The sequence below is a fragment of the Nonomuraea sp. NPDC050733 genome (assembly GCF_040654215.1).
Taxonomy (GTDB): Bacteria; Actinomycetota; Actinomycetes; order Streptosporangiales; family Streptosporangiaceae; genus Nonomuraea.
The window spans coordinates 1-20,911 of the sequence record NZ_JBFAHO010000073.1; the positions used below are offsets into that span (position 1 = coordinate 1).

The 20,911-nt window shown below is 72.0% G+C and carries 20 protein-coding genes and 1 pseudogene; 4 read left to right on the top strand and 17 right to left on the bottom strand.

The genetic code is table 11. The features are described from left to right. Positions 1-687: 687 nt before the first annotated feature. From AB0H64_RS43985 to AB0H64_RS43995, 3 genes are all read right to left on the bottom strand, one after another. Positions 688-1,293 carry a transposase gene (locus tag AB0H64_RS43985; RefSeq protein ID WP_357637695.1) on the bottom strand — a complete coding sequence of 202 codons (606 nt, stop codon included), beginning with the start codon at positions 1,291-1,293 and terminating at the stop codon, positions 688-690. Then, the gene (locus AB0H64_RS43990) at positions 1,203-1,685 is read right to left on the bottom strand and encodes a winged helix-turn-helix domain-containing protein (protein ID WP_357637647.1); all 483 of its coding nucleotides are present in this window, start codon (positions 1,683-1,685) and stop codon (positions 1,203-1,205) included. The genes AB0H64_RS43985 and AB0H64_RS43990 overlap by 91 nt, the downstream gene beginning before the upstream one ends. A gap of 379 nt (positions 1,686-2,064) precedes the next feature. Further along, the gene (locus tag AB0H64_RS43995) at positions 2,065-3,225 is read right to left on the bottom strand and encodes a pyridoxal phosphate-dependent aminotransferase (protein ID WP_357637650.1); all 1,161 of its coding nucleotides are present in this window, start codon (positions 3,223-3,225) and stop codon (positions 2,065-2,067) included. Between the two features lie 58 nt (positions 3,226-3,283). Between AB0H64_RS43995 and AB0H64_RS44000 the strand changes: the two genes are divergently transcribed. Then, positions 3,284-3,829, top strand: coding sequence for an XRE family transcriptional regulator (locus AB0H64_RS44000; protein ID WP_357637653.1), 546 nt, complete (start codon positions 3,284-3,286; stop codon positions 3,827-3,829). Between the two features lie 110 nt (positions 3,830-3,939). On the opposite strand, the gene AB0H64_RS44005 is transcribed toward AB0H64_RS44000, so the two are convergent. The 4 genes from AB0H64_RS44005 to AB0H64_RS44020 form a co-directional block, all read right to left on the bottom strand. Continuing rightward, the gene (locus AB0H64_RS44005) at positions 3,940-4,257 is read right to left on the bottom strand and encodes a MerR family transcriptional regulator (RefSeq protein WP_357637656.1); all 318 of its coding nucleotides are present in this window, start codon (positions 4,255-4,257) and stop codon (positions 3,940-3,942) included. Positions 4,258-4,348: 91 nt separating this feature from the next. Then, positions 4,349-4,789, bottom strand: a complete 441-nt coding sequence (locus tag AB0H64_RS44010) for an Hsp20/alpha crystallin family protein (protein ID WP_357637659.1) — start codon at positions 4,787-4,789, stop codon at positions 4,349-4,351. Positions 4,790-4,932: 143 nt separating this feature from the next. Then, positions 4,933-5,994, bottom strand: a complete 1,062-nt coding sequence (locus AB0H64_RS44015; RefSeq protein ID WP_357637662.1) for a hypothetical protein — start codon at positions 5,992-5,994, stop codon at positions 4,933-4,935. Between the two features lie 5 nt (positions 5,995-5,999). After that, the gene (locus AB0H64_RS44020) at positions 6,000-6,578 is read right to left on the bottom strand and encodes a hypothetical protein (RefSeq protein WP_357637665.1); all 579 of its coding nucleotides are present in this window, start codon (positions 6,576-6,578) and stop codon (positions 6,000-6,002) included. A 434-nt stretch (positions 6,579-7,012) separates the two neighbouring features. Between AB0H64_RS44020 and AB0H64_RS44025 the strand changes: the two genes are divergently transcribed. From AB0H64_RS44025 to AB0H64_RS44035, 3 genes are all read left to right on the top strand, one after another. Further along, positions 7,013-7,600 (top strand): hypothetical protein, encoded by a 588-nt coding sequence (locus AB0H64_RS44025; RefSeq protein ID WP_357637668.1) that lies wholly within the window; start codon positions 7,013-7,015, stop codon positions 7,598-7,600. A gap of 324 nt (positions 7,601-7,924) precedes the next feature. Next, positions 7,925-9,043, top strand: coding sequence for a virginiamycin B lyase (locus AB0H64_RS44030; RefSeq protein WP_357637669.1), 1,119 nt, complete (start codon positions 7,925-7,927; stop codon positions 9,041-9,043). A gap of 76 nt (positions 9,044-9,119) precedes the next feature. Next, positions 9,120-9,854, top strand: a complete 735-nt coding sequence (locus AB0H64_RS44035) for a VOC family protein (RefSeq protein ID WP_357637672.1) — start codon at positions 9,120-9,122, stop codon at positions 9,852-9,854. 69 nt (positions 9,855-9,923) lie between these two features. Here the strand turns inward: AB0H64_RS44035 and AB0H64_RS44040 are convergent, their stop codons facing one another. The 10 genes and pseudogenes from AB0H64_RS44040 to AB0H64_RS44085 form a co-directional block, all read right to left on the bottom strand. After that, complete coding sequence (locus AB0H64_RS44040; protein ID WP_357637674.1) at positions 9,924-10,427, bottom strand: GNAT family N-acetyltransferase; 504 nt, start codon at positions 10,425-10,427, stop codon at positions 9,924-9,926. 161 nt (positions 10,428-10,588) lie between these two features. Continuing rightward, entirely contained in the window at positions 10,589-11,563 is a 975-nt protein-coding gene (locus tag AB0H64_RS44045) for a hypothetical protein (protein ID WP_357637676.1), read from the bottom strand. Continuing rightward, positions 11,560-12,384: an ABC transporter ATP-binding protein gene (locus AB0H64_RS44050; RefSeq protein ID WP_357637679.1), complete on the bottom strand. Its 825-nt coding sequence runs from the start codon at positions 12,382-12,384 to the stop codon at positions 11,560-11,562. The genes AB0H64_RS44045 and AB0H64_RS44050 overlap by 4 nt, the downstream gene beginning before the upstream one ends. Next, the gene (locus AB0H64_RS44055) at positions 12,381-12,761 is read right to left on the bottom strand and encodes a GntR family transcriptional regulator (RefSeq protein ID WP_357637682.1); all 381 of its coding nucleotides are present in this window, start codon (positions 12,759-12,761) and stop codon (positions 12,381-12,383) included. The genes AB0H64_RS44050 and AB0H64_RS44055 overlap by 4 nt, the downstream gene beginning before the upstream one ends. A gap of 323 nt (positions 12,762-13,084) precedes the next feature. Beyond that, positions 13,085-14,446 carry a glutamine synthetase family protein gene (locus AB0H64_RS44060; RefSeq protein WP_357637684.1) on the bottom strand — a complete coding sequence of 454 codons (1,362 nt, stop codon included), beginning with the start codon at positions 14,444-14,446 and terminating at the stop codon, positions 13,085-13,087. After that, positions 14,443-16,260, bottom strand: a complete 1,818-nt coding sequence (locus tag AB0H64_RS44065) for an IucA/IucC family protein (RefSeq protein ID WP_357637687.1) — start codon at positions 16,258-16,260, stop codon at positions 14,443-14,445. The genes AB0H64_RS44060 and AB0H64_RS44065 overlap by 4 nt, the downstream gene beginning before the upstream one ends. After that, positions 16,257-17,633, bottom strand: a complete 1,377-nt coding sequence (locus tag AB0H64_RS44070; protein ID WP_357637689.1) for a SidA/IucD/PvdA family monooxygenase — start codon at positions 17,631-17,633, stop codon at positions 16,257-16,259. Before AB0H64_RS44070 ends, AB0H64_RS44065 begins: the two co-directional genes overlap by 4 nt. Then, on the bottom strand, positions 17,630-19,462 hold the full coding sequence (locus tag AB0H64_RS44075) for an IucA/IucC family protein (RefSeq protein ID WP_357637692.1): 1,833 nt from the start codon (positions 19,460-19,462) through the stop codon (positions 17,630-17,632). Before AB0H64_RS44075 ends, AB0H64_RS44070 begins: the two co-directional genes overlap by 4 nt. Before the next feature lie 88 nt (positions 19,463-19,550). Next, a complete protein-coding gene (locus AB0H64_RS44080) occupies positions 19,551-19,658 on the bottom strand; it encodes a pentapeptide repeat-containing protein (RefSeq protein WP_357637697.1) in 108 nt (35 codons plus the stop codon). Between the two features lie 160 nt (positions 19,659-19,818). Further along, a pseudogene (locus AB0H64_RS44085) lies at positions 19,819-20,865 on the bottom strand (pyridoxal-dependent decarboxylase); the annotation flags it as partial. Positions 20,866-20,911 lie beyond the last annotated feature (46 nt).

A 20,911-nucleotide genomic window follows, 5' to 3' on the forward strand; every position in this document is an offset into this window, starting at 1 on the left:
GGTGCCGTCCATAAGGACGATCAGCTGAGCGATCGCGCCGTCCTCATTGTCCTGGATCTCAGAGGAAATGCCCTGCTGCATGAGGCCTATGACGACCATCCGGCAGGGCCACGGGCTGATGGACACTCATGATACGGGGGAAGGCACGAGAACCTTCCAGATCACGCCGAGAACACAGCGGACCGGCCAGGTCGTGCCTGACCGGCCGGATATCCGTAGGGGTCAGCCGACCAGACGGAGCTGGGTGGTCTCCACCTTCTCCAGCCGCTTGATCTTGAGGTCGATCTTCTTCGTGGGCTTCTTGTCCTCGGTTGCCTGGCTTGACTTCTCCACGGTGCCTCCTCGATAGAATGAAGGGCGGTGCGCGACGAGTTACGCGCCATGATCAGTGATCATAGCCCCGAGGTTCCGCCGACATAAGCCCCGATTTCCTGCGTCTTCGGATTGAACGGTGTGATTAGGCCGTCAGGTCGCTGAACGCCCGTTCCATCACATACCGCTCCGCTCCTACTGCCAGCGAGACGATCTCGCATGGGAGGGGTCGAAGGCCCCGGGGAGCACGCCGAGGCCCCTGGGCGCGAAGTGCCTGATCGGGTGAGCCCTTGCAGTGCGCGTGGTCGCCCGGGCTACCGAGCCGGGCCGCGTTTTCGTGTGCGTCACCAGACTAGAGAGCTTCAAAGGCTGAGGTTATGGCGGCTTGAGGTCGAGGCCGGTCTTGGCGATGAAGCCGCTGATCAGCTCGGGGCGGTACTGTACCTCCTTCAGCCGTGTCTTGATCAGCCGGGCGAGTTCGTTCAGTGTCTTCTTGGCCCGGGACCGTTTCAGATGGGCCCAGACCGCCTCGACGGGGTTGAGCTCGGGGGCGTAGAAGGGTAACTGGATGACCGTCAGCCAGGCACGACGCTCAACCAGCTCACGCATCCGCGCGCTGAGGTGGGTGTTCAAGTTGTCCCACACGAGCACGATCGGGCCGCCCAGTTGCTGGTGGGCAGCATCGAGCAGGCCTGCGTAGTCGGTCTCGGAGAAGGACTTGCGCTCGCCCTTGCGGCCCCGCCGCAGCCGGATCCGGTAGATCAGCCGCGGCACGTGGCCGGGCTTGGTGGCGATCAACCCGGCGATCATCACCGTGCCCGACCCGCTGCCCGACACCGTGACCACCGGCGTCACCCCACGCCGCCCCCAGCTGCGTCCTTTCGGGGGTCTCAGACCTTGACCGGCCTCGTCTTGGAAACAGAGCCAGGCGTCCAGGTCAGCCGCGGTTCTTTTCCCTCCGGCCAGACATCGTTGCGCCAGGCGGCGATCGCTGCTTCGTCGCGCTCGACCGCCCGCCGGGTCGGCACCTGCCAGCTCCAACCCAGCCGATGTAGCAGATAGTCCAACCCGCTCAGGGTGTAGCGAACCCGAAACAGCTCCCAGACCAGCTCGGCGATCCGAACCAAGGTCCAGCACTGATCCTCATCCCAGCCGTAGGCGGCCGGCCCTTCGTCCAACGCCGCCTGCAGCCTCTCCACCTGCGCCTGGCTCAGCTTGCATTTCTCGCCACCCGCCCCCTTGGACAGCGGCGCCTCCCGGCCTCCGGTGTCAAAGGCTCGGCGCCAGCGGTTGGCCGACATCCGGCTGATGCGGAACTCGGCCGCCACCTGCGCATCCGTGGCACCCTCGGCGAAGCGGTCCGCTGCCCGCATCGCGCACCTGCTCCCGGCGGGCCCGCGCCTGCGCGGTCAACCCGGCACCATCGGGATACCTCATGCCTCCGGCATGGACCACGACGAACACTCGTCACGCAACCAGCCAGAGACATCTACATAACGTAACCCCCATATTCAAAACTCTCTAGGAAGACGGGTCCCAACATCCGCTGTAGGAGAGCGGTACCAGGTAGGTGGTCGGCTGAGTGGCCGAGGTGTCGGTGACCGCCATGAACTCGATTCCGCCCTGCGCCGCCGAGGTGCCACGGCCAGGAGGCGAGCGGTTCAGGCTTGGCCGGCTTGAGGGCGGTGCAGTGGACGGCGGCCATGTCGAGGACCCCCTTCCGTTGGGCGAGCGAGCGGACACGCCGGCCTGTCATCGGATGGCCAGGCGGAAACGCTCGCCGAGGCTGGTGAGGCGTTCGACGGGCTCGTTGGCGAACACGAGCCGCAGGTAGTGCCTTCCGCTGGGACCCCAGCCGTCCATGGGGGTGGCGGCGACCTTGGCCCGGTCGAACAGGCGCTGGGACAGTTCGACAGCGGTCAGTTCCAGGGGTCTGGTGTCGATGAGGAGTGACCAGCCGCCGTGTGGCCGGATGACCGGGTATGCGCTGAGCTGGTGCAGGACCGTCTCGCAGCGCCGTTGCCATTCGGCGGTGGCGGCGGCGACGTCGGCGTCGGCGTCGGGTGCGTCCAGCGCGGCGGCCACGGCCTGCTGGGCCAGGCCGACCTGGCAGACGACATTGGTCAGGCCGACGAGGCGGATGTCGGCCACGACGGGGGCAGGGCCGACGACCCAGCCGACGCGCCAGCCGATGAGCCGCAGTTCCTTCGAGGCCGAACCGACGGTGATGGTGCGCCGTGCCAGGCCCTCGTGGGCCGCCGGGTGGCTGGGTGGGTGGCCGTCGAAGCGGATGCGTTCCATGGCCGCGTCGTAGATCAACCAAGCGTCGTGGCGTTCGCAGTCGTCAGCGAGGGCGGACCAGTGGCGGTCGTCCAGGACGAGGCCGGTCGGCATCGCGGGCCCCATCATCAGGACCGCCGCCGTGTCGGGTCCGACGGCGGCGGCGAGTCGTTCGGGATCGACGGTCCAGCCGCTCGTGGTGGGCTGTGCGGGGACGAACCGGGGGATGCCGCCGGCGAGCCGGACCCGGTTGGCCAGGCCGGCGTAGACGGGGTCGCACAGCACGACCTCCTGTCCGGGCTCTACGGTGGCGAACAGCGTGTTGAGGATGCCGTTGAGCCCGCCGGCCACGCTGACGCATTGGGTGCCGGCGTCGTAGTGGCGCCCTGAGAGGCGCCCGACGTGCGCCGCGGCGGCCTCGCGAAGGGAGCGACGCCCCTGGAACGGCAGGTAGCTGTTGGCCGCGTCGTCGTCGACGGCGGCATGTGTGGCGGCGATGGCGACGGCGGGCGGACGCAGGTCGGTGTCCAGATTCTCCAGGCGCAGGAACTCCGGGTCGGCCACGGCGTCGGCCGCGTCACCAACGGCGTCCACACCGATGCCCGGGATGTCGCGCAGCCGCGTCACCGTCATGTCGCCTCCAAGGCCGAAACCATTTCACTGGTACAGGCATATCACTATGCTGATACGCATGGAACTTGCGCAAGTGGTGGGGCGGAACGTGCACCGGCTGCGGACGGCGGCCGGGATATCGCTGGCCGACCTGGCGTCCGCCGGCGGCATCAGCAAGACCACACTGCATGGGATCGAACAGGGCCACGGCAATCCGACCCTGAGCACCCTGTGGGCCTTGGCCACCGCGCTGCGGGCGTCCCTCGGCGAGCTGCTGGAGGCGCCCGCCTCGGCAGTCGAGGTGGTACGCGCCGGTGACAGGCGGCCGCAGGTCGAGGGCGACGCGGTCAGCGCGCGGCTGCTCCACCGCATCAGACTGCGCGGCACCGTGGAGGTCTACGACATCGCCATCGCCGAGAGCACACAGCACTCCGACGCCCACCTGGCCGGCGTCGAGGAATGCCTCGTGCTCACCAGCGGACGCGTCACCACCGGCCCGGCCGATTCTCCCATCGATCTGGCCGAAGGCGATTCCATCCGGTTCGATGCCGCTCGCCCGCACCTGTACCGAGGTCACGCCGCGAACAGTCGCGCCGTCCTTCTCATGGTGCACCCGGAGAGCTGACCCGAGCGCCGGCAGGCTGAAGGACCCTGCGCGGCCCGTGGGCCTCGGCTTTCGCGCGTCATGGGCACGAGGGCGCGGGCCGCCCCTCGCCGCCGCCCGCGCGGGGTCCTTCAGGGCCGGTCGTGCTCGGTCAGGCCGGCGCGGGCCTGCCTCAGCTCTTCGCGTACCTGGGCGAGCTCGCGTTCGAGCTGGAGGATGCGGCGGATGGCGATGAGCGTCATGCCCTCGTCGGCCATCCGCGTGACGTGCTGGAGTGTCAGGATGTCGTGGCGCGAGTAGCGCCGCTGCCCGCCCGTCGAACGGCTCGGGCTGAGAACGTCGTGCTGGTCGAGCCGGCGCAGGTACGCCTGTTGCACCTGCAGCATCTCGGCCACCTGGCCCAGGGAGTAGAGCGGCGCGTGCTCGTCGTCGATGGGCAGTTCGGGCACCGTGGCTCCTCGTCGTCCGGGGGCGGCCCCTCGTGCTGAGGGGAGGATGTGGGACCTCAGGTCTTCGGGGGCCGTCCCCGGACGCGGCGCGTCAGGCCCTGATGGCCTTCGCCTCGCCCGCCTCGCCGCGCTGGATCTCCACCTTGCGCGGCTTGGCGCGCTCGAGAACCGGGATGCGGACGGTCAGGACGCCGTTGGCGTAGCCTGCGTCGATCTTGTCGCTGTCGAGGTGCTCGGACAGGTAGACGCGCCGGGTGAAGGTGCCCATCGGGCGCTCCCGCACGAACAGGCGCTCGTTCTCGCCGATCTCCTCCTCGCGGCCGGCGCTGACGCTCAGCACGCCGCGGTCCACGGTGACCTCGATGGAGTCCGGGTCGATGCCCGGCAGGTCGAACCGGAGAACCACGTCGTCGTCGCGCCGCAGCCCGTCCATGGGCATGACGGCGCCGCCCTGGTCGAACGCCTGCTGGGTGAGACGGTTGAACTGGCGCTCGAACTCCTGGAAGAACGGGTCGATCGAGGTGAGCAGCATCTTTCCGAACCTCCTTGGTGAGCGGTGGAGTGAGAGCTAACTTGTAACTTCACTTATAGGTTAGCTCCATGCTCACTTGAAGGCAAATCCGTGAACGGCCTGGAGGCGCGACATGGCTCAGTTGGAGGCGATCTCGGTGGTCATCAGGCGAAGTCGCCACGGAGGGAAGGCGCGGCCGCGGTCTTCCGGCGCGCGCGGAAACGGCGGAAGCCGACGAGCAGGGTCGCCGCGGTGATGAGGGTCACCAGGCCGGCGAGCGCGAGGAGAAGGGACAGCGGGGAGTCCACCGAGGCCGCCAGGCCCCACGTTCCCGGCTTCCGCGGGAAGGTGAGCGTTCCGGTGTGGGTGTGGTCGATCCGGCCGCTCCTGAGGGTGAGGCTGAACTTCCACGGCCCGTCGGGCAGGTCTCGGCCCAGCAGGATCGAGACGCTTCCCTGCTGGCCGGGGGCCAGAGTGGTGCCGCGCTCCACGGGGAAGGGGCCGGCGCTCAGTGAGCTCGGCCCGTCCGACATGGTCAGCCGGCCTTCGAGGTCGATGGCCCGCTGGCCGGTGTTGGCGACGGTGGCCTCGATTCTCGGCTGCCCGTCGTCCGTCCGCTGGGGCACGATCTCGCCGATCTTGAAATCTGTGGGCGGCTCCCCGCCGGGACCGACGTCGAGATAGACACGGATCCCGACGCGGTTGACGAGGGTGATGCCCTCCTGCCGGCTTGCTCCGGGGGCGGAGGCTTCTGCCCAGATGACGGCGTATCGCTCTTCTTCGGGCGCCCATGTGGGCACGGCGATGGTGGCCTTGATCGGTGTCCTGCCGTGTGGGGGCAGGACGGCGGTGGAGTGGTTGAGCGTGATCCATGAGCTCAGCTCGTTGGCGGTTCGCTCCGGCGCGAAGGTGAAGCGGCCGTGGTCGATGCCGGCGCCGGCCGCGTACAGCCGCACCCGCTGGGGTTCGCGTGAGGTGTTGTAGACCTCGACGTGCCGGGTGAAGGTGGTGCCGGGGTTGACGTGGTCGACGATGTAGGCGTGCGAGCGCGGGTCGTCCACCCGGTTGGCCGGAATCTCCAGCAACCTGATGCCGATGCTGCTCTTACCGCTGGGGCGCGTTTCCCCTGGGCCTGTCCGCGCGATCGCCGGAGTGCCGAGCATCGCGTGTGCGACGAGCACGAGCAGCATCGCGCAGACGGGCCGGGGGAGCAGGGTGGTGGGCATGCGAGCTAGGCGACGGAGTGGCTGACCGTGCCGGTGTAGGTGCCCGCCACCGCTTGAGCCGGGACGTTGATCACGATGGTCGGGTTCCAGGCGGCGGAGTTGTCACCGGAGCCGCTCGTCTTGCTGAATGCGGTGCGGGAGACGTCCAGCGACTGCGCGGCGGCCGCGTTGAGCTGGCCGGGGGTGGGGACCCCGCCGGTGGCGGCGGTCGCCGGGCCGGACCAGTACAGGACGGCACTGGTGGGGATGGTCTCGGGGGTGGTGCCGCCGCCGGTGGTGAAGCCGCCCGACCCGGCGATCACCGACGCCACCCAGGTGGCGTTGAGCGCGGCGCGCTGGTCGGACACCGTGACCGTGCCGAGGCTGCCACTGATCTGGGTGCCCGGTGTGCCGCTCCCGATGTTGACCGTGGGGGTCGGCACGGTGATCGTCAGCCCGTCCGCGCTGGTCACGGTGAAGGTCACCGTCGTGGGGCAGGTCGTCGACGCGGGACAGGTGGTGGCCTGTGCGGCCGGGGCCACCGTCAGGGCCGCCGCGACGCTGGCAGCACCTGTCAGGACGATGCCGAGACGGCTCTTGGACATGGGTGATCTCCCTCATTGAGCGCCTGCCTTGTGGCCGGCTCTATGAGCACACATTGTCGGTAGCGATCACTGAGGGGAGGCGTTCCCGAGGAGACATGAGGCAACTCTTGGCGACCATATGGTGACTTTTTGCCAGTCATCGTGGTTGGCGATATCCGGCGGAAGGCGCGGACCTGCTCAGTCCGGCACAAGCAGTGCATGCGCGAGCCCGGCGCACGGCCCATCAGCCGGAGCGGCTGGGAGGAGGCCGGCGCGGCGAGGTCAGGCGACTGGGCGCGAGTGGTGCATGTCGTGGTCTTTACCCCGGATTTGCCATCCATGGACGACGGGCGCGGGACGCGACGTGGATCATGTGATCTAAGCTGCCATCGGTCTTTCCGCCCGTCGCAGAGATGCCCCACCCGGGCGCCCCGAGGGATGTGTGAGGAATCGACATGAAGACGAGCCGTGCGAAACGCGGCGTCGAGCAGACGCTCCTGCCGCTGACGACGTCGATCGTCGTGCTGCTCGCCCTCGACGCGCCCGCGCTCCCGGCCTCCGCGGCCGCCTCGGCCTCCGGGTCCGTGTCCCTCGCGACGGTCGCCTGGCGCGCGGACCCGTTGTCGATCACCGTGCCCGCCTCGGTGAATCTCGGCAGCGCCTCCCAGGGAGCCACCATCAACGCCACTCTGGGAACGGTGACCGTGTCCGACAGCCGGGCAGGGATTCCGCCCTGGACGGCGACCGTCTCGGCCACGAACTTCACCACCGGATCCGGAACACCGGCGGAGACCATCACGACCGCCAACGTCTCCTACTGGTCCGGCCCCGCAACCGGCGCATCGGGCAGCGGCAGCCGCAGCCCCGGCCAGGCCACCGCCGCTCAGAAGGCCCCCCTGACGGCGCCGGTGACCGCGTTCACCGGACGCAAGACGGCAGCACTCACTCAAACCACGAGCTGGCAGCCGACGCTCGTCATCACCGTCCCGGCCTCCGCCGTCCCGGGTGCCTACACCGGCACCGTCACCCACTCGGTCGCCTGAGCGGCGCGTCCCTTTCCGCCCCATACCGCAGCCGCACCGGCAGCGGCCTTGAACCGGTCACGGCGCTCTCCACTCCGAGTTGGCGCTTCCATGACCGGCCACAGACGCAGAAGGCCGAAGCGGATCGGCGGCCGTAGGAGATATTGGGGTCGCGGGGGCCCCACCTGAGGCGACACCACGGCCCGGACCAGGGCCCGGACAAGCATGCGCGCCGATGCCGCACGCACCCGCCGACGGCGGCCCGATGCCGCAGGCCTCAACGACTCAACGGTGCCCGGCGGTCCACCCGCATTCTCGGTTCGTTCCTGTTCTGGAAGGAATGTCATGCCTCGTCTGACTCGACGCCTGGGCTACCCGCTCGCGGTCATGGCTCTGGCCCTGGCGGCAAGCGCGCCCATGGACGTATCCGCGTCCACCGCCCCGCCGCGCCCGTCGTCGCCTCCGCGGCCCTGGGTGACGATCTGCCTCAAGCTCAAGCAGATGCCGCAGCACCGGCGCATCAAATGCCACTTCCCTCCGGCCCTCCGCCACGCCGCCCCGAGCAGGCTCGCACCCGACGCCCGGCGGGCGACGTCGGTCAGCGAAATCGCGATCCCGACCAACCCCTCGGCCCCGATCGGGATCACGACCGGTCCGGACGGCAACCTGTGGTTCGCCGAGAACTACGCCAACAAGATCGGAAAAGTCACGACAGCGGGGCTGTTCACCGAGTATTCCATCCCCACCACCGACTCCCAGCCGGCGCACCTCGTCACCGGCCCGGACGGCGCGGTGTGGTTCACCGAGGCGAACGCCAACAAGATCGGCCGCATCACCACCAGCGGGACGATCACCGAGTACTCGCTGCCGACCAGCGACGCCTACCCCTGGGGTATCACCGTCGGGTCGGACGGCGCCCTGTGGTTCGTCGAGACGATCGCCAACCAGGTCGGCCGCATCACCACCAGCGGAACGATCACCGAATACCCGCTGCCCACCGGCATCTACCCGATGCGCATCACCGCCGGCCCGGACGACAACCTGTGGTTCACCGAATCGTTCACCAGCGCCATCGGACAGATCACCACCAGCGGGACGGTCACCGAGTTCACCACCCCGTCCACCACGATACCCATCGGGATCACCACGGGCCCGGACGGCAACCTGTGGTACACCGATGCCAACGGCACGGTCGGCAACGTCACCACCACGGGCACCTTCACCGACTACGCGCTCTCCGACCCCAACAGCTTGCCGTGGGGCATCACCGTCGGAGCGGACAACAATCTGTGGTTCACCGAGCAGAGCGCCGGCAACGTCGCCAGCGTCACCACCTCCGGGACGATCAATGAGTACGCGATGCCGACCAATGTCGCGGGGCCGTTCGACATCACCGACGGGCCCGACGACAACCTGTGGCTCACCGAGGACTACGTCTCCCAGCTCGCCGTCGTGACTCCCTGACCGAGCCCGCCGGCGGCCGTTCCCGCACCTCCCGGGAACGGCCGCCCACCATTGTCCCGGGCATATGATCGGCGGCATGGCGCTGCGACTTGTCCAGGTGAACTTCAAGGCCCGGGATGACGCGGAGCTCGGCCGGTTCTGGGCGGAGGCGCTCGGCTGGAGTGTCTCCAGCGAGGGACCCGGCGTGACCAACCTCCAGCCCGAGGGCTTCGCCTGGCCGGACCCCGACGCCTTCTACGTCGATCTCGTCACCGTCCCGGACCCCGAGACGGTGAAGTACCGCGTGCACCTCGACCTCGCCACCACCTCCGCCGCCCATCAGGCGGAGCTGGTGGCGCGCCTGAAGGAGCTCGGTGCGACGCCCGCCGACGTGGGCCAGGGCGACGTCCCGTGGAAGGTCCTGGCCGACCCGGAGGGCAACGTGTTCTGCGTGCTGGAGCCTCGGCCGATCTACCGGGACACCGGCCCGATCGCCGCGGTGGTGGTCGACTGCGCCGATCCGCGGGCCATGGCCCGGTTCTGGGACGAGGCGATGGACTGGACCCTGCACGAGGTCACCGACGATCACGCGCGGCTGCGCTCCGCCAAGGGCGTCGGCCCGTATCTGGAGTTCCTTCGCACGCCCGTGACGACCGTGTGGAACCGCGTCCATCTCGACCTGCTGCCGGACCCCATCGAGGATCAGAAGGCGGAGGTGGCCCGGCTGCTGGCTCTGGGCGCCACCGCCGCCGACGTCGGCCAGGGCGACGTTCCGTGGAAGGTCCTGGCCGACCCGGAGGGCAACGAGTTCTGCGTCCTCGGACGGGGCTGACGCGGAGCGGCCAGTCCGTCGGTCGAGCCGGACCGTGACCGCGACGCCGCCGGTGCGGATCTCCGCGGGTCAGGTGCGCTGGGTCTCCGTGCGGTACGGGCGAAAACCGCGGGCCCGGTAGTTCGGGAGGGCGGCCGGGTTGTCGGCGCTGGAGGTGTGCAGCCACACGCGCCGCGCCGGCCCGCCGTCGCGCGGCGCGGTCGCCCACGCCTGCCGCACGCACAGCGTCAGCGCGTGCCCGCCGAGCCCCCGGCCCACGAACTCCGGGACCAGCCCGAACGTCTCGATCTCGATGTCGCCCCCCTCCTGCGGGTGCACCGCCAGCATGCCCGCGATCTCGCCCTTGTGGTGGATCAGGTAGTAGTCGAACGGGTCGCTCTCCAGCTTGCGCCGCCACTCCTCCGGCGTGAGCCGGGCCGCCCGCCAGCCGTACGGGGCGCCGATCCGCGTCTGGACGGGCGCGAGGTCGCGGCAGGTGCGGTCCACCCGCTCCAGGGTGAGATCGTCCACCTCGCGGCCGGGCACGAGCTGGTCGGGAGCGGTCATCTCCAGGTACGTGATCGTTGCTTCCATACGGGTGATCCTAGGGAGCCCGTCCACGCGGCCCGACACCCCCTCACCGAAGAACCGGCGCCCTCACCAAGCGCTCGCGATCATGTATCACAACCCTCACCGACCTCGCCCACAGCCTGCAGAACCAAGCACCCGGAGCGGGCGAGGCCTAGAGCCGCCTTTCACGCGGCCGTGGGAAGCCGCCCGCCCAGTCGCATGGGGCGTTTGCCGCCGTACCTCAATGTGCTGAGGGTCCTCCGGACCGTCATCCCGCCCAGCAGGAGGGTCCCGGTCAGGAGGATCACCGCCTCGGTGAGCTGGAACCGCCAGAACCGATCGGCGGGATGAACGTAGACGACATACCGGTAGCCCTTGTCCAGCAGGCAGCTCTCGAATGCCTCCTGCTGGCGGGCGCTGTTGCCGCGGGGGCATACTCCCTGCGGCGCCTCGGCCGTCTCCTGGCCGGCCGGATCGAGCCACGCCCGGTCCACCAGCCTCGCGTCCTGCTCGATCACGGACACGTAGTCTGAGGTCACCACGCGGGAGGGTGCGGCGTAGTGATCGCTCAGACTGAACAGCCCGAACGTGACTAGTGAGACTGCAGCGACCACGACCGCCATCGCCGGCAGAGTCCTGCGCAGCAGTGCCCCGGCGGCCGTGCCCAGGGCGAAGGCGAACAGCCACCAGGCCGCGGGCATGAGCCCGACCATGTTGAACACGCCGACGTTGCTGAAGACGTCCTGCCTGCCGAAGATCGGCCGCCACAGGGTGACCATGGCCGACAGTGCGAGGCCGCCCATGACGACGGCGGCGGCGAGCAGGACGAGCTTGACCGCCAGCCACTTCCTGATCGGCACGGACTGCGTCCAGGCCAGTTGGTGGGTGCCGTGCTCGTACTCCCCACCCAGCAAAGGCGCGCCCCAGAACGCGCCGACCAGGGCGGGCGCCACGATGGGCAGCCATCCGAAAACGGTGTAGACCTTCTCGTAACGCTCGTTGAGCGCGGCTTGCAGGTCACCCGGGGGCAGGGTGGCGTGGTCAGCGCGGAAGGCACTGGCCTCGGCGCCGGAGATGAGGAACATCAGGGCGAGCGCGAGGAGCAGCCCCAGGGTGATCAGCAATTGGGTGCGGTGCTGACGCCACGTGAGCCACATCATCTCGGCACCTCCGTAAGTTTCGGGAGCGCGGCCGATTCGGGGCTGCGCAGGTAGGCCATGACGAGCTCGTCCAGCCCTGCCTTCCGCACCGACCAGCGGGGGTCGAGCACGCCCGTATCCTTCACCAGCAACGTGACATGCCTGTCTGTACGGCCGGCGGCGACCACCTGCCCCGGCACGGCGAGGCCGGGCGGCCCGGACAGCAGCAGATGTCGTTCCATCAGCTCGTCGATGTCCCCGCTGACCTGCACGCGCCCGCCGTTGAGCACGACCAGCCAGTCACAGGTCTCCTGCAGATCGGAGATCACGTGGGAGGAGATCAGCACGGTCAGCTCGCGCTCGGCGGCCTCGGCCATCAGCGCCCGCATCACGTCATGTCGGGCCAGGGGATCGAGATTGGCCAGCGGCTCGTCAAGAACCAGCACCGACGGCCGCCGCGCCAGCGCCAGCGTGAGCGCGACCTGTGCCTGCTGCCCGCCTGACAGCTTGCGTGCCTTCCTGTCCAGCGGGATGCCGAGTCCCCGCAGCCGGGACCGCGCGGCCGCATCGTCCCAGGCCGGGTTGGTCCTGCGTCCGAACGTGAGCAGGTCGGCCACGGTGAACCCGTGATAGAGCGGCCTGTCCTGCGCCATGAACGCGACGTCTCCCGGCGTTCGGACGGCGCCCTCGGCGGGCGCGAGCAGGCCGACCAGCACATGCATCAACGTGGTCTTGCCGGCGCCGTTGGGCCCCACGAGTGCGGCGACCCGCCCCCGCGGGATGGCGAACGAGCAGTCGCGCAGCGCCCGGACGCTGAGTCCCATCGCCTCCAGTGCGTTCACGCGACCGCCTCCATGAGCACCGAGTCGAACAGGGCCTTCATGTCGTCCTCGTCCAGTCCCGCCTGCCGGCATTCGCGCACCCAGGCCGCCAGGCCGCCACGCAGGCGGGCATGCTCGGCGAACGTGGCCCCGCCGATGGCCCGCTGTACGAACGTGCCCATGCCTGGGCGTGCCACGACCAGGCCCTCACGCTCCAGTTCGCGGTAGGCCTTGAGGACCGTGTTGGGGTTGATCGCGAGCTTGTCGACCACTTCACGGGCCGTCGGCAACTGGTCGCCGGGCTTGAGCACACCGAGCCGCATGGCGGCCTTGACCTGATGAACGAGCTGCAGGTATGTCGATACCCCCGATCCCCGGTCGAGGTGAAACTCGATCACGTCGTAACCACCCTTTCACTACTCCAATAGTGAAAGCATACATTGCCTCGAGTGTGGTCCCGCCCGATGGTGCCGGGCGCTCGCGTCGATCGTGATCGTCACAGTGCTTCCGAGGTCGTCGCCTCTCACGCCTGAGGAACAGGCGGAGGGGATATGTCATAGTTCCTGGGGGCGGTCGGCGTGCTCGCGGGCCGGATCGTCGGATGTCTGCGCGCCCGCTGCGCCGCCCGCCGCCGGATCGACGTGGCCACGGGCGGCCTGATCATCGGCCTGGGCGTGCGCCTGGCCGCCGAGCGCTGAGCCGCCGAGCCCTCAGGTCGTGGTCACAGGCGTTCGAAGCCGCGCACCCGCTCCCAGTCGGTGACCGCCGACTCGAACGCGGCCAGCTCGGCCCGCGCCGCCGCGGCGTAGTGGCCGGCCACCGCGTCGCCGAACACCTTGGCCGCCAGGCCGCCCTCCTCCCAGCGGCGCAGCGCCTCGCCCAGCGTGGCGGGCAGGCGCGGCACCGACGGGTCGGCCAGCGCGTTGCCGGCGTGCGGGGCGGGGAGCGGCAGCCGGTTCTCGATCCCGTACAGGCCGGCCGCGATCACGGCGGCCACGGCGAGGTACGGGTTGGCGTCGCCGCCGGGCACCCGGTGCTCGACGCGCAGCGCGTGGCCGGAGCCGACGACCCGGATCGGGCACGTCCGGTTGTCCCTGCCCCACGCGATCCCGGTGGGGGCGAACGCGCCGGGCCGCAGCCGCTTGTAGGAGTTGACGTTCGGCGCCATGAGCAGCGTCAGCTCGGGCAGGCAGGCGAGCTGCCCGGCGACGAAGTGCCGGAACAGCGCCGACATGCCGCCGTCGCCGGCGCTCTCGTCCGCGAACACCGGTGAGCCGTCCGTCCCGCGCAGCGACAGGTGCACGTGGCAGGAGTTGCCCTCGCCCTCGTCGAACTTGGGCATGAACGTGAGCGCCACCCCCTCCTGCTCAGCGATGCGCCTGGCGCCGTTCTTGAACAGGACGTGCTTGTCGCAGGTGGCCATCGCCTCGTCGTAGCGGAACACGATCTCGTACTGCCCGGCGTGGCACTCGCCGCGGGCCGTCTCCATCGGCAGCCCGGCGCGGACCATCTCGCGGCGGATCCGGCGCACCACCGGCTCGACGTCGGACAGCCCGTGCAGCGCGTAGTCGACGTTGTAGCGGGTGCCGGTCTCCAGGCCGTGGTAGCGGCGCTCCCAGGCGTCGCGGTACGAGCCGCGGAACACGAGGAACTCCAGCTCGGTGCCGGCCAGCGCGACCAGGCCGTGCTCGGCGAGCCGGTCGAGCTGTGCCCGGAGCACCCGGCGGGGCGCCACCTCGACCGGCTCCCCGCCCGGCCAGACGGCGTCGGCGACGACCAGCGCCGTGCCGGGGTCCCACGGCAGGAGACGCAGCGTCCCCGGATCGGGCCGCAGGACGAGGTCGCCGAAGCCCGAGTCCCAGGCGTCGATCGCGTACCCCGGCCCGGTGTTCATCTCCACGTCGGCGGCCAGCAGGTAGACGCACGCCCCGAAACCGTCCCGCGCCGCCTCGTCCAGGAAGTACGGCACCGACAGCCGGCTGCCCTGCAGCCGCCCCTGGAGGTCGGGGACGGCGACGATCACCTCCTCCACGCGCCCGGCCTCGGCCTCCTGGCGCAGCCGTTCGTACGTGAGCGTGGTCATCGGTCCTCCCCAGAGGTAGACGCGGAGGCAGGAGCGGCGAGGGGGTTGGGGACCGTGCCGTGGACTACGTCGAAGCCCTCGTCGCGCTCGGCCCGGTCGTGGAAGCCGCCGCCGAGGAGCTGCTCGCGGTTGAGCGCCACCCGGTCGAAGGCGGGCGCCAGCAGCCCGAACGCCTCGGCCCGGCCGGCGTCCTCGGGGAAGTGCGCGTGGTGGCGCTCGATCTCCTGCCGCGCCATCCGCCAGAACTCCCGCTCCGGAACGCCCAGGTGCTCCTCGGCCAGCGGCGCGAAGAACCGGAAGTGCCCGGCGAACACGGCGCTGAGCAGCGAGTGCGCCAGCTCGCCCGCGGGCCAGCGCAGCAGCACCTCCCGGGCCCGCGCGGACAGACCGGCGTAGGCGGGCAGGTCCTCCGGCAGCAGGTTCACGTCCTCGGCGAAGTCCTTCACCGCGACCCCCACGGGCACGTCGGCGGCGTCGTAGAGGATCACCGTGTTCTCGCCGTGCGGGCAGAACGCCACGCCGTACCGGTAGAGGTGATGGAGCAGGCCGGGCAGCAGCGCCGAGAAGAGCCGGGCCAGCCAGTCGCGCGGCGCGAGGCCGGAGCGCGCGGCCAGCTCGGCGGCCAGCGCGCGGCCGTCCGAGCCGACCGTGAGCAGCGCCGCCATGGTCCGCGCCCGCTCGCCGTCGCGCAGCAGCCCGGTCACCGGCTCGCGCCACACCGCGCCGAGCAGCTCGTGGTAGCGGTACGGGGCGTCGGGCACGGCCGCGTACAGCGGGTGGCGCACGGCCACGGACGCGACCTCGCCCAGCGGGTGGAAGCGCAGCTCGTCACGCAGGTACGGGTCGGCGTCGCGCAGCGCCAGCAGCCAGGCGCTGACGTCGGGCGCGGCCCGGGTCGGCTCGGTGGACAGGCCGCGCCAGACCAGCGTGTTGCGGATGAGCAGCGGCACCTTGACGTTGCGCCGCTCGGGACGGTCCAGGTTGGCGAGCGTCCGGATGGACTGGAGCGGCCGGTAACGGTCCGGGCCCTCGCCCAGCGGCACGATCCGGCCGTCCGCCAGGTACGGGGCGAACAGCGGCTCGACCGCCTCGTCCCAGTGGAACGGGTGGACGGGCAGCCAGGTGAACGCGGCCGGGTCCAGCCCGCCGCGCGCCGCCGCCTCCTCCAGCGCCACGGCGAACTCCTTGCGGACCGCCTCGTCCAGCTCCTCCGCCAGCAGCGTCGCCGCGTCCAGCCCCGGCACGCCGGAGTACGCGGCGAGCGAGGAGTGCACGGCCGCCCACCTCAGCCGCACCGCCCCGGCGGCCTCGGGGGCGTAGGCGGCGGCGTCGGAGGCGGCGAACCCGAGCCGGCCCTTGTTGAGCAGCATGCAGGGATGCCCGTGCTGGTGCGCCTCCAGGTCGAGGTGGTCCAGGTCGGCCAGCTCGGCGGCGGGCAGCGCGCGGGACAGGATCTCCGCCTCGGCCCGGCGGGTGGCGGTCAGCTCGCGCAGCGCCTCGGCGGTGGTGGGCCCGTCCCAGCCGAGGACGGCGCGGGCGTCGAGCAGCAGCAGCTCGGGCCCGGCCGCGCCGTCGCCCGCGGGGTGGCGGCGCAGCGTGCCGGGCTCGACCCGCCAGGAGCCGAACGACCCGCGCGCCGCCCGGAACGTCCACCGGACCCCGCCTCCCAGCTCCAGCCGGTACTCCTCCGGAGCGGGCCCCGCCAGCGGCACCAGCAGCTCCTCGTACGCGAACTCCTCGACCGCCTTGACCAGCAGCCGGCGTCCGGCCTCCGCCCACGCCTCCCGCCAGGCTCCGCCCGCGTCCCCGCTCATCGGCCGCCCTCCTCGGACCGGGCGAGCACCGGCACCGCGGACCCCGCCGGGGGAGCGGGCTCCGGCGCGCCGAAGGTGGTCCAGGCGGTCCGGGAGGGCAGCGGCACCACGGTCCGCCCGGCCGCCGCGTTGAGGATCGTCGCCGCCCGCCACGCTCCCAGGGTCAGGTCGGGCGTGCCGACCCCGTGCGTGTGCAGCTCCGCGTTCTGGACGTACAGCGCCCCCGGCACCCTCGGGTCGAGCGCCACCCGGTGGTCGCCGTCCACCTGGTAACGGCCGCGGCCGTCCCAGTCGACCAGCTCGGCCATCGGCTCCAGGAACGCGGGCCGGGCCGCCGCGTACCCGGTGGCCAGCACCACGGCCGACGTCCGCACCTCGAACGACGTGCCCTGCTCCGCGTGCCGGCAGCCGAGCACGTAGCCGCCGTCACGTTCGGACGCCTCGACCACCTCGACTCCCGGGTGGAGCGCCGCGCGGGGCTCGGCGCCGCCGATGGTCCGCTCGTACAGCTCGTCGTGGATGTCGCCGAGCGTCTCCGCGCTGACGCCCTTGTAGAGCTGCCACTGCTCGCGGACGAGCCGCTCGCGGTCCGCCTCGGGCAGGTGGCGGAAGTAGCGCACGTAGTCGGGGGTGAAGTGCTCCAGGCCCAGCTTCGAGTACTCCATGGGGGCGAACGCCGGGGTACGGGCCAGCCAGCGCACGTACGGCCCGCCTCGTCCATCGCCGTCCTGGTGGCGCAGCAGGTCGAGCACGACCTCGGCGCCCGACTGCCCGGCGCCGACCACGGTGACGTCGGGCGCGGCGGCCAGCCGGGAGCGGTGGGCCCGGTAGTCGGCGCTGTGCAGCACCCGCCCGGCGTGGGCCTCGCCCAGCAGCGGGCGCAGCGGCTCCGGCACGACCGGGGACGTGCCCACGCCCAGCACCACCTGCCGGGCCAGCACGCGGGAGACCGCCCCCGCGGCCGACCGGTACGTCAGCGCGAACGCCCCGGCCGTCCCGTCCCACTCCACGGCGGTGACCTCGGCGTCGAACCGGCACGACGGCAGCCGATCGGCCACCCACCGGCAGTAGTGGTCGTACTCGCGGCGCGGGATGTGGAAGCGCTCGGAGAAGAAGAACGGGAACATCCGGTCGTGCCGGCGCAGGTAGTTCAGGTACGACCAGGGGCTCGTCGGGTCGGCCATGGTGACCAGGTCCGCCAGGAACGGCACCTGGAGGACCGTCCCCTCCACCAGCAGGCCGGGGTGCCACGAGAAGGCCGGCTTGGCGTCGAGGAAGAGGGTCCGCATGCCGGGCACGCCGTCGCACAGGGCGGCCAGCGACAGGTTGAACGGGCCTATGCCGACACCGGCCAGGTCGTAGGGGGCGGTCACCGCTGCACCTCCGAGAGGGGGTTGGGAAGGTCGATGTAGACGGACTGGGAGCGGACGTCGCCGGTGAGCTCGTCCCGGCCGTCCACGCAGGTGAGGTGGTTGGCCTTGCAGCGCAGCGACGGCGCGTCCAGCAGCAGCCCGAGCAGGCCCTTGGCGCCGGGCTCGGCCGCGCGCAGCCGCTCCAGCGCCGCGCGCAGCACCCGCAGCAGGTCCTCCTCGGCGGCCAGGCCCAGCGCGCCGAACGCGCCGACCAGGCCCAGCAGGTTGCCGATGCCCAGGTAGTAGGCGACCCGCTCGTCCACGAACGCGTCGTCGAAGACCAGGTCCACGCCGTCGGCCAGGCCCGGCATCAGCCGCTCCAGCTCGCCGGCGCGGGAGGCGGCCACGTAGTAGCCCTGGCTGTCGCGGTACCAGCCGGCACGGGGCAGGCCGTCGGCGTCGAGCGCCACCAGGGTGTTCTGGTGGTGCGGCTCCAGGGCGACGCCGTACCTGGCCTGGAGCCGGATGAGAGGGACGGCCAGCACGTCGAGGTAGCGGGCCAGCCAGAGCGCGGACGCCTCGGCGCCGGACAGGCCGAGCGCGCGGGCGGCGCGGCCGACGGCGGCGGACAGCAGCGCGCGGTGGCGGGGCGGCGAGCCGTCGCCCGGCCCGGTGCGCTCGGCGATCAGCCCGGCCACGCACAGCGCCCGCTCCGCGCCGGTTCGGAAGGGGTTGTCGCGGATCGCCGTCTCCAGCCCGCTCTCCGCGTCCGAGTCGTCCGTCCCCACCGACACCCAGGCGAAGTCGCGCAGGACGCCGAACGCGGGGTGCTCGGCGCGCAGCCACTGCGCCGGCCCGGCCGCCAGCAGGCGGGCGGCCCGGACGCCAAGCCGCAGCTCACCGCGCAGGTTCTCGCGGCGGGAGTTGGTGATCCGCATGCCGAGCGACAGCTTCAGCATCACCTGCGCGTCCGCCCGGTACACCGTCCGGACCGAGGAGGTCGGATGCCAGGCCGGACCGGCCGGCCCGAGCGGCCGCAGCAGCCCCGCCTCCACCAGGGCCGCGATCCGCGGGCGGCGCAGCACCTCGCGCGCCTGCCACGGGTGGGCGGGCACGGGCACCCAGCCCTCCGGCAGGTCGAGCCCGGCCGGGGCGATCCGCTGGCACAGCTCGGCCGGGGCGCCCCTGCTCTCATCGGTCCTGCCGCCCGCGCTCTCGCCGGTCACGACGCCGGGCGCGGCGGCGAACCAGTGCAGCGGGAACGAGCCGCGCAGCTCGGGCGAGTACACGGCCAGGTCGCCGGCGGACGCCTCCTCGCGGCTCTTGGGCGCGGGATGGAACGGGTGGCCCAGCAGCAGCGCCTGCTCGGCGTCGAGGAACCCGGCCGCCTCCGGCGCGTCCGGCCGCTCGGTGCGGCGCGCGGCCAGGTGGGCGGTGGTGCGGCGCGCGGAGTCCAGCACGCGGGCGGTGGCGTCGGACACCCGGTGCGCGGGCAGCCCCGCGCGGAGGGCCGTCTCCCGCACCACGACGGCCGCCACCAGCGCGACCCCGGCCGGCGCCACCCCGGCCTGGGCCGTCGTCTCTGGTGCCGCGGTTTCGGTGGCCGCGGTCTCAGGGGCGCCGCCGGCCAGGAGCGGCTCGCCGAAGCGGTGCCAGCCGGTCGTGGAGCGGTGCCGCACGGGGACGCGCAGCCGCACCCCGGTCGCCGGGAAGTCCAGGATCAGCTCCTCCCCGGCGGCGGGCACCGGGATCGCCAGGTCGCGCACGTACGCCCTCAGCAGGCTCTCCGTCGCCGCCGCCTCCCCGGCCCGCGACGGGTCGGGGTGGTCGAGCGGGTCGGCGGCGCTCACAGCAGCCCCTCCTCGGCCTCGCCGGCCGCGGCCACCACGTGCGCCAGCCGCTCCACCTCGGCGGCCGTCGTGTACGGGTTCAGCAGCGTCAGCTTGAGCCGGACGCGCCCCGGCCCGTCGCCGGACGTTCCGTCACCAGGCAGCCCGTCAGGTGGCAGCCCGTCAGGTGGCAGCCCGTCAGGTGGCAGCCCGTCAGGTGGCAGCTCGGTGCGGCCGATCACCGCGCGTCCCTCGCGCAGGAGCCGGCGGCGCAGGGCGGCGTTGACCTGGTCCGCCCGCGCCGGGTCCGCGGGCAGGTAGCGGAACAGGAAGGCCGTCAGCACCGGCTCGGCGTGCAGCTCCAGGCGCGGATGGGCGCGCACCGCCGCAGCCCCGGCCAGGGCCAGGTCGTGGCAGGCGTCGACCAGGCGGCCCAGGCCGTCCCGCCCCAGGGTCCGCAACGTCACAGCGATCTTGAACGCGTCGGCCCGGCGCGTGGTGCGCAGCGACCGTCCCAGCAGGCTGGGGTACCCGGCGTCCTCGTCGTCGGCCGGGTTGAGGTAGGCGGCGCGCCGGGCCAGCGAGGCGTACGTCTCCTCCCGCCGTACCAGGAAGACACCCGCGGCGGCGGGCTGCCAGCCCAGCTTGTGCCAGTCCAGGGACACCGAGTCGGCCAGCTCGATGCCCGCCAGCAGCGGCGCGAGCCGGTCCGACAGCAGCGCCCCGCCTCCGTAGGCGGCGTCCACGTGCAGCCACGCGCCGTGCTCGGCGGCCAGGGCGGCGCACTCGGGCAGCGGGTCGATCGCCCCGGTGTCGGTGGTGCCGGCCGTGGCCACCACCGCCACCGGCAGCTCGCCGCGCCCGGCCCGGTCCCGCAGGGCGCTCGCCAGCGCCTGGGGGTCCATCCGCAGCGCCCGGTCCACGGGGACGGCGACGACCGCGTCCTCGCCGAGCCCGAGCAGGGCGGCGGCCCTCCGCACGGAGAAGTGCGCGGCGGCCGAGGCGAAGATCCTTGGGCGCGGCCCGTCCCCGGGCACCCCGGCCAGCTCGATCCGGCTCCCCGTCGCGCGGCTCAGGACGCGGTCCCTGGCCAGCATCAGCCCCATGACGTTGGACTCGGTGCCGCCGGAGGTCAGCACGCCCGCGGCGGTGCCCGGGTAGCCGACGAGCCCGGCCAGCTCCCTCAACAGCAGCGTCTCCAGCTCGGTCGCCGCCGGGGCCTGGTCCCAGGAGTCGAGGGACGGGTTCAGCGCGGACACGGCCAGGTCGGCGGCCACGGCGACGGCCAGCGGCGGGCAGTGCAGGTGCGCGGCGCAGGCCGGGTCGGCGGGGTCGGCCCCGCCGTACGCCAGCAGCTCGGTCAGGCGGCCCAGGGCCTCGTCGCCGCGCGTCCCGGCGAGGGTGCGGGCGACGTGCGCGGCCAGCTCCCGCGGCGTCCCGGCGGGTACGGGCCCGCCGCGCCGCGCCGTC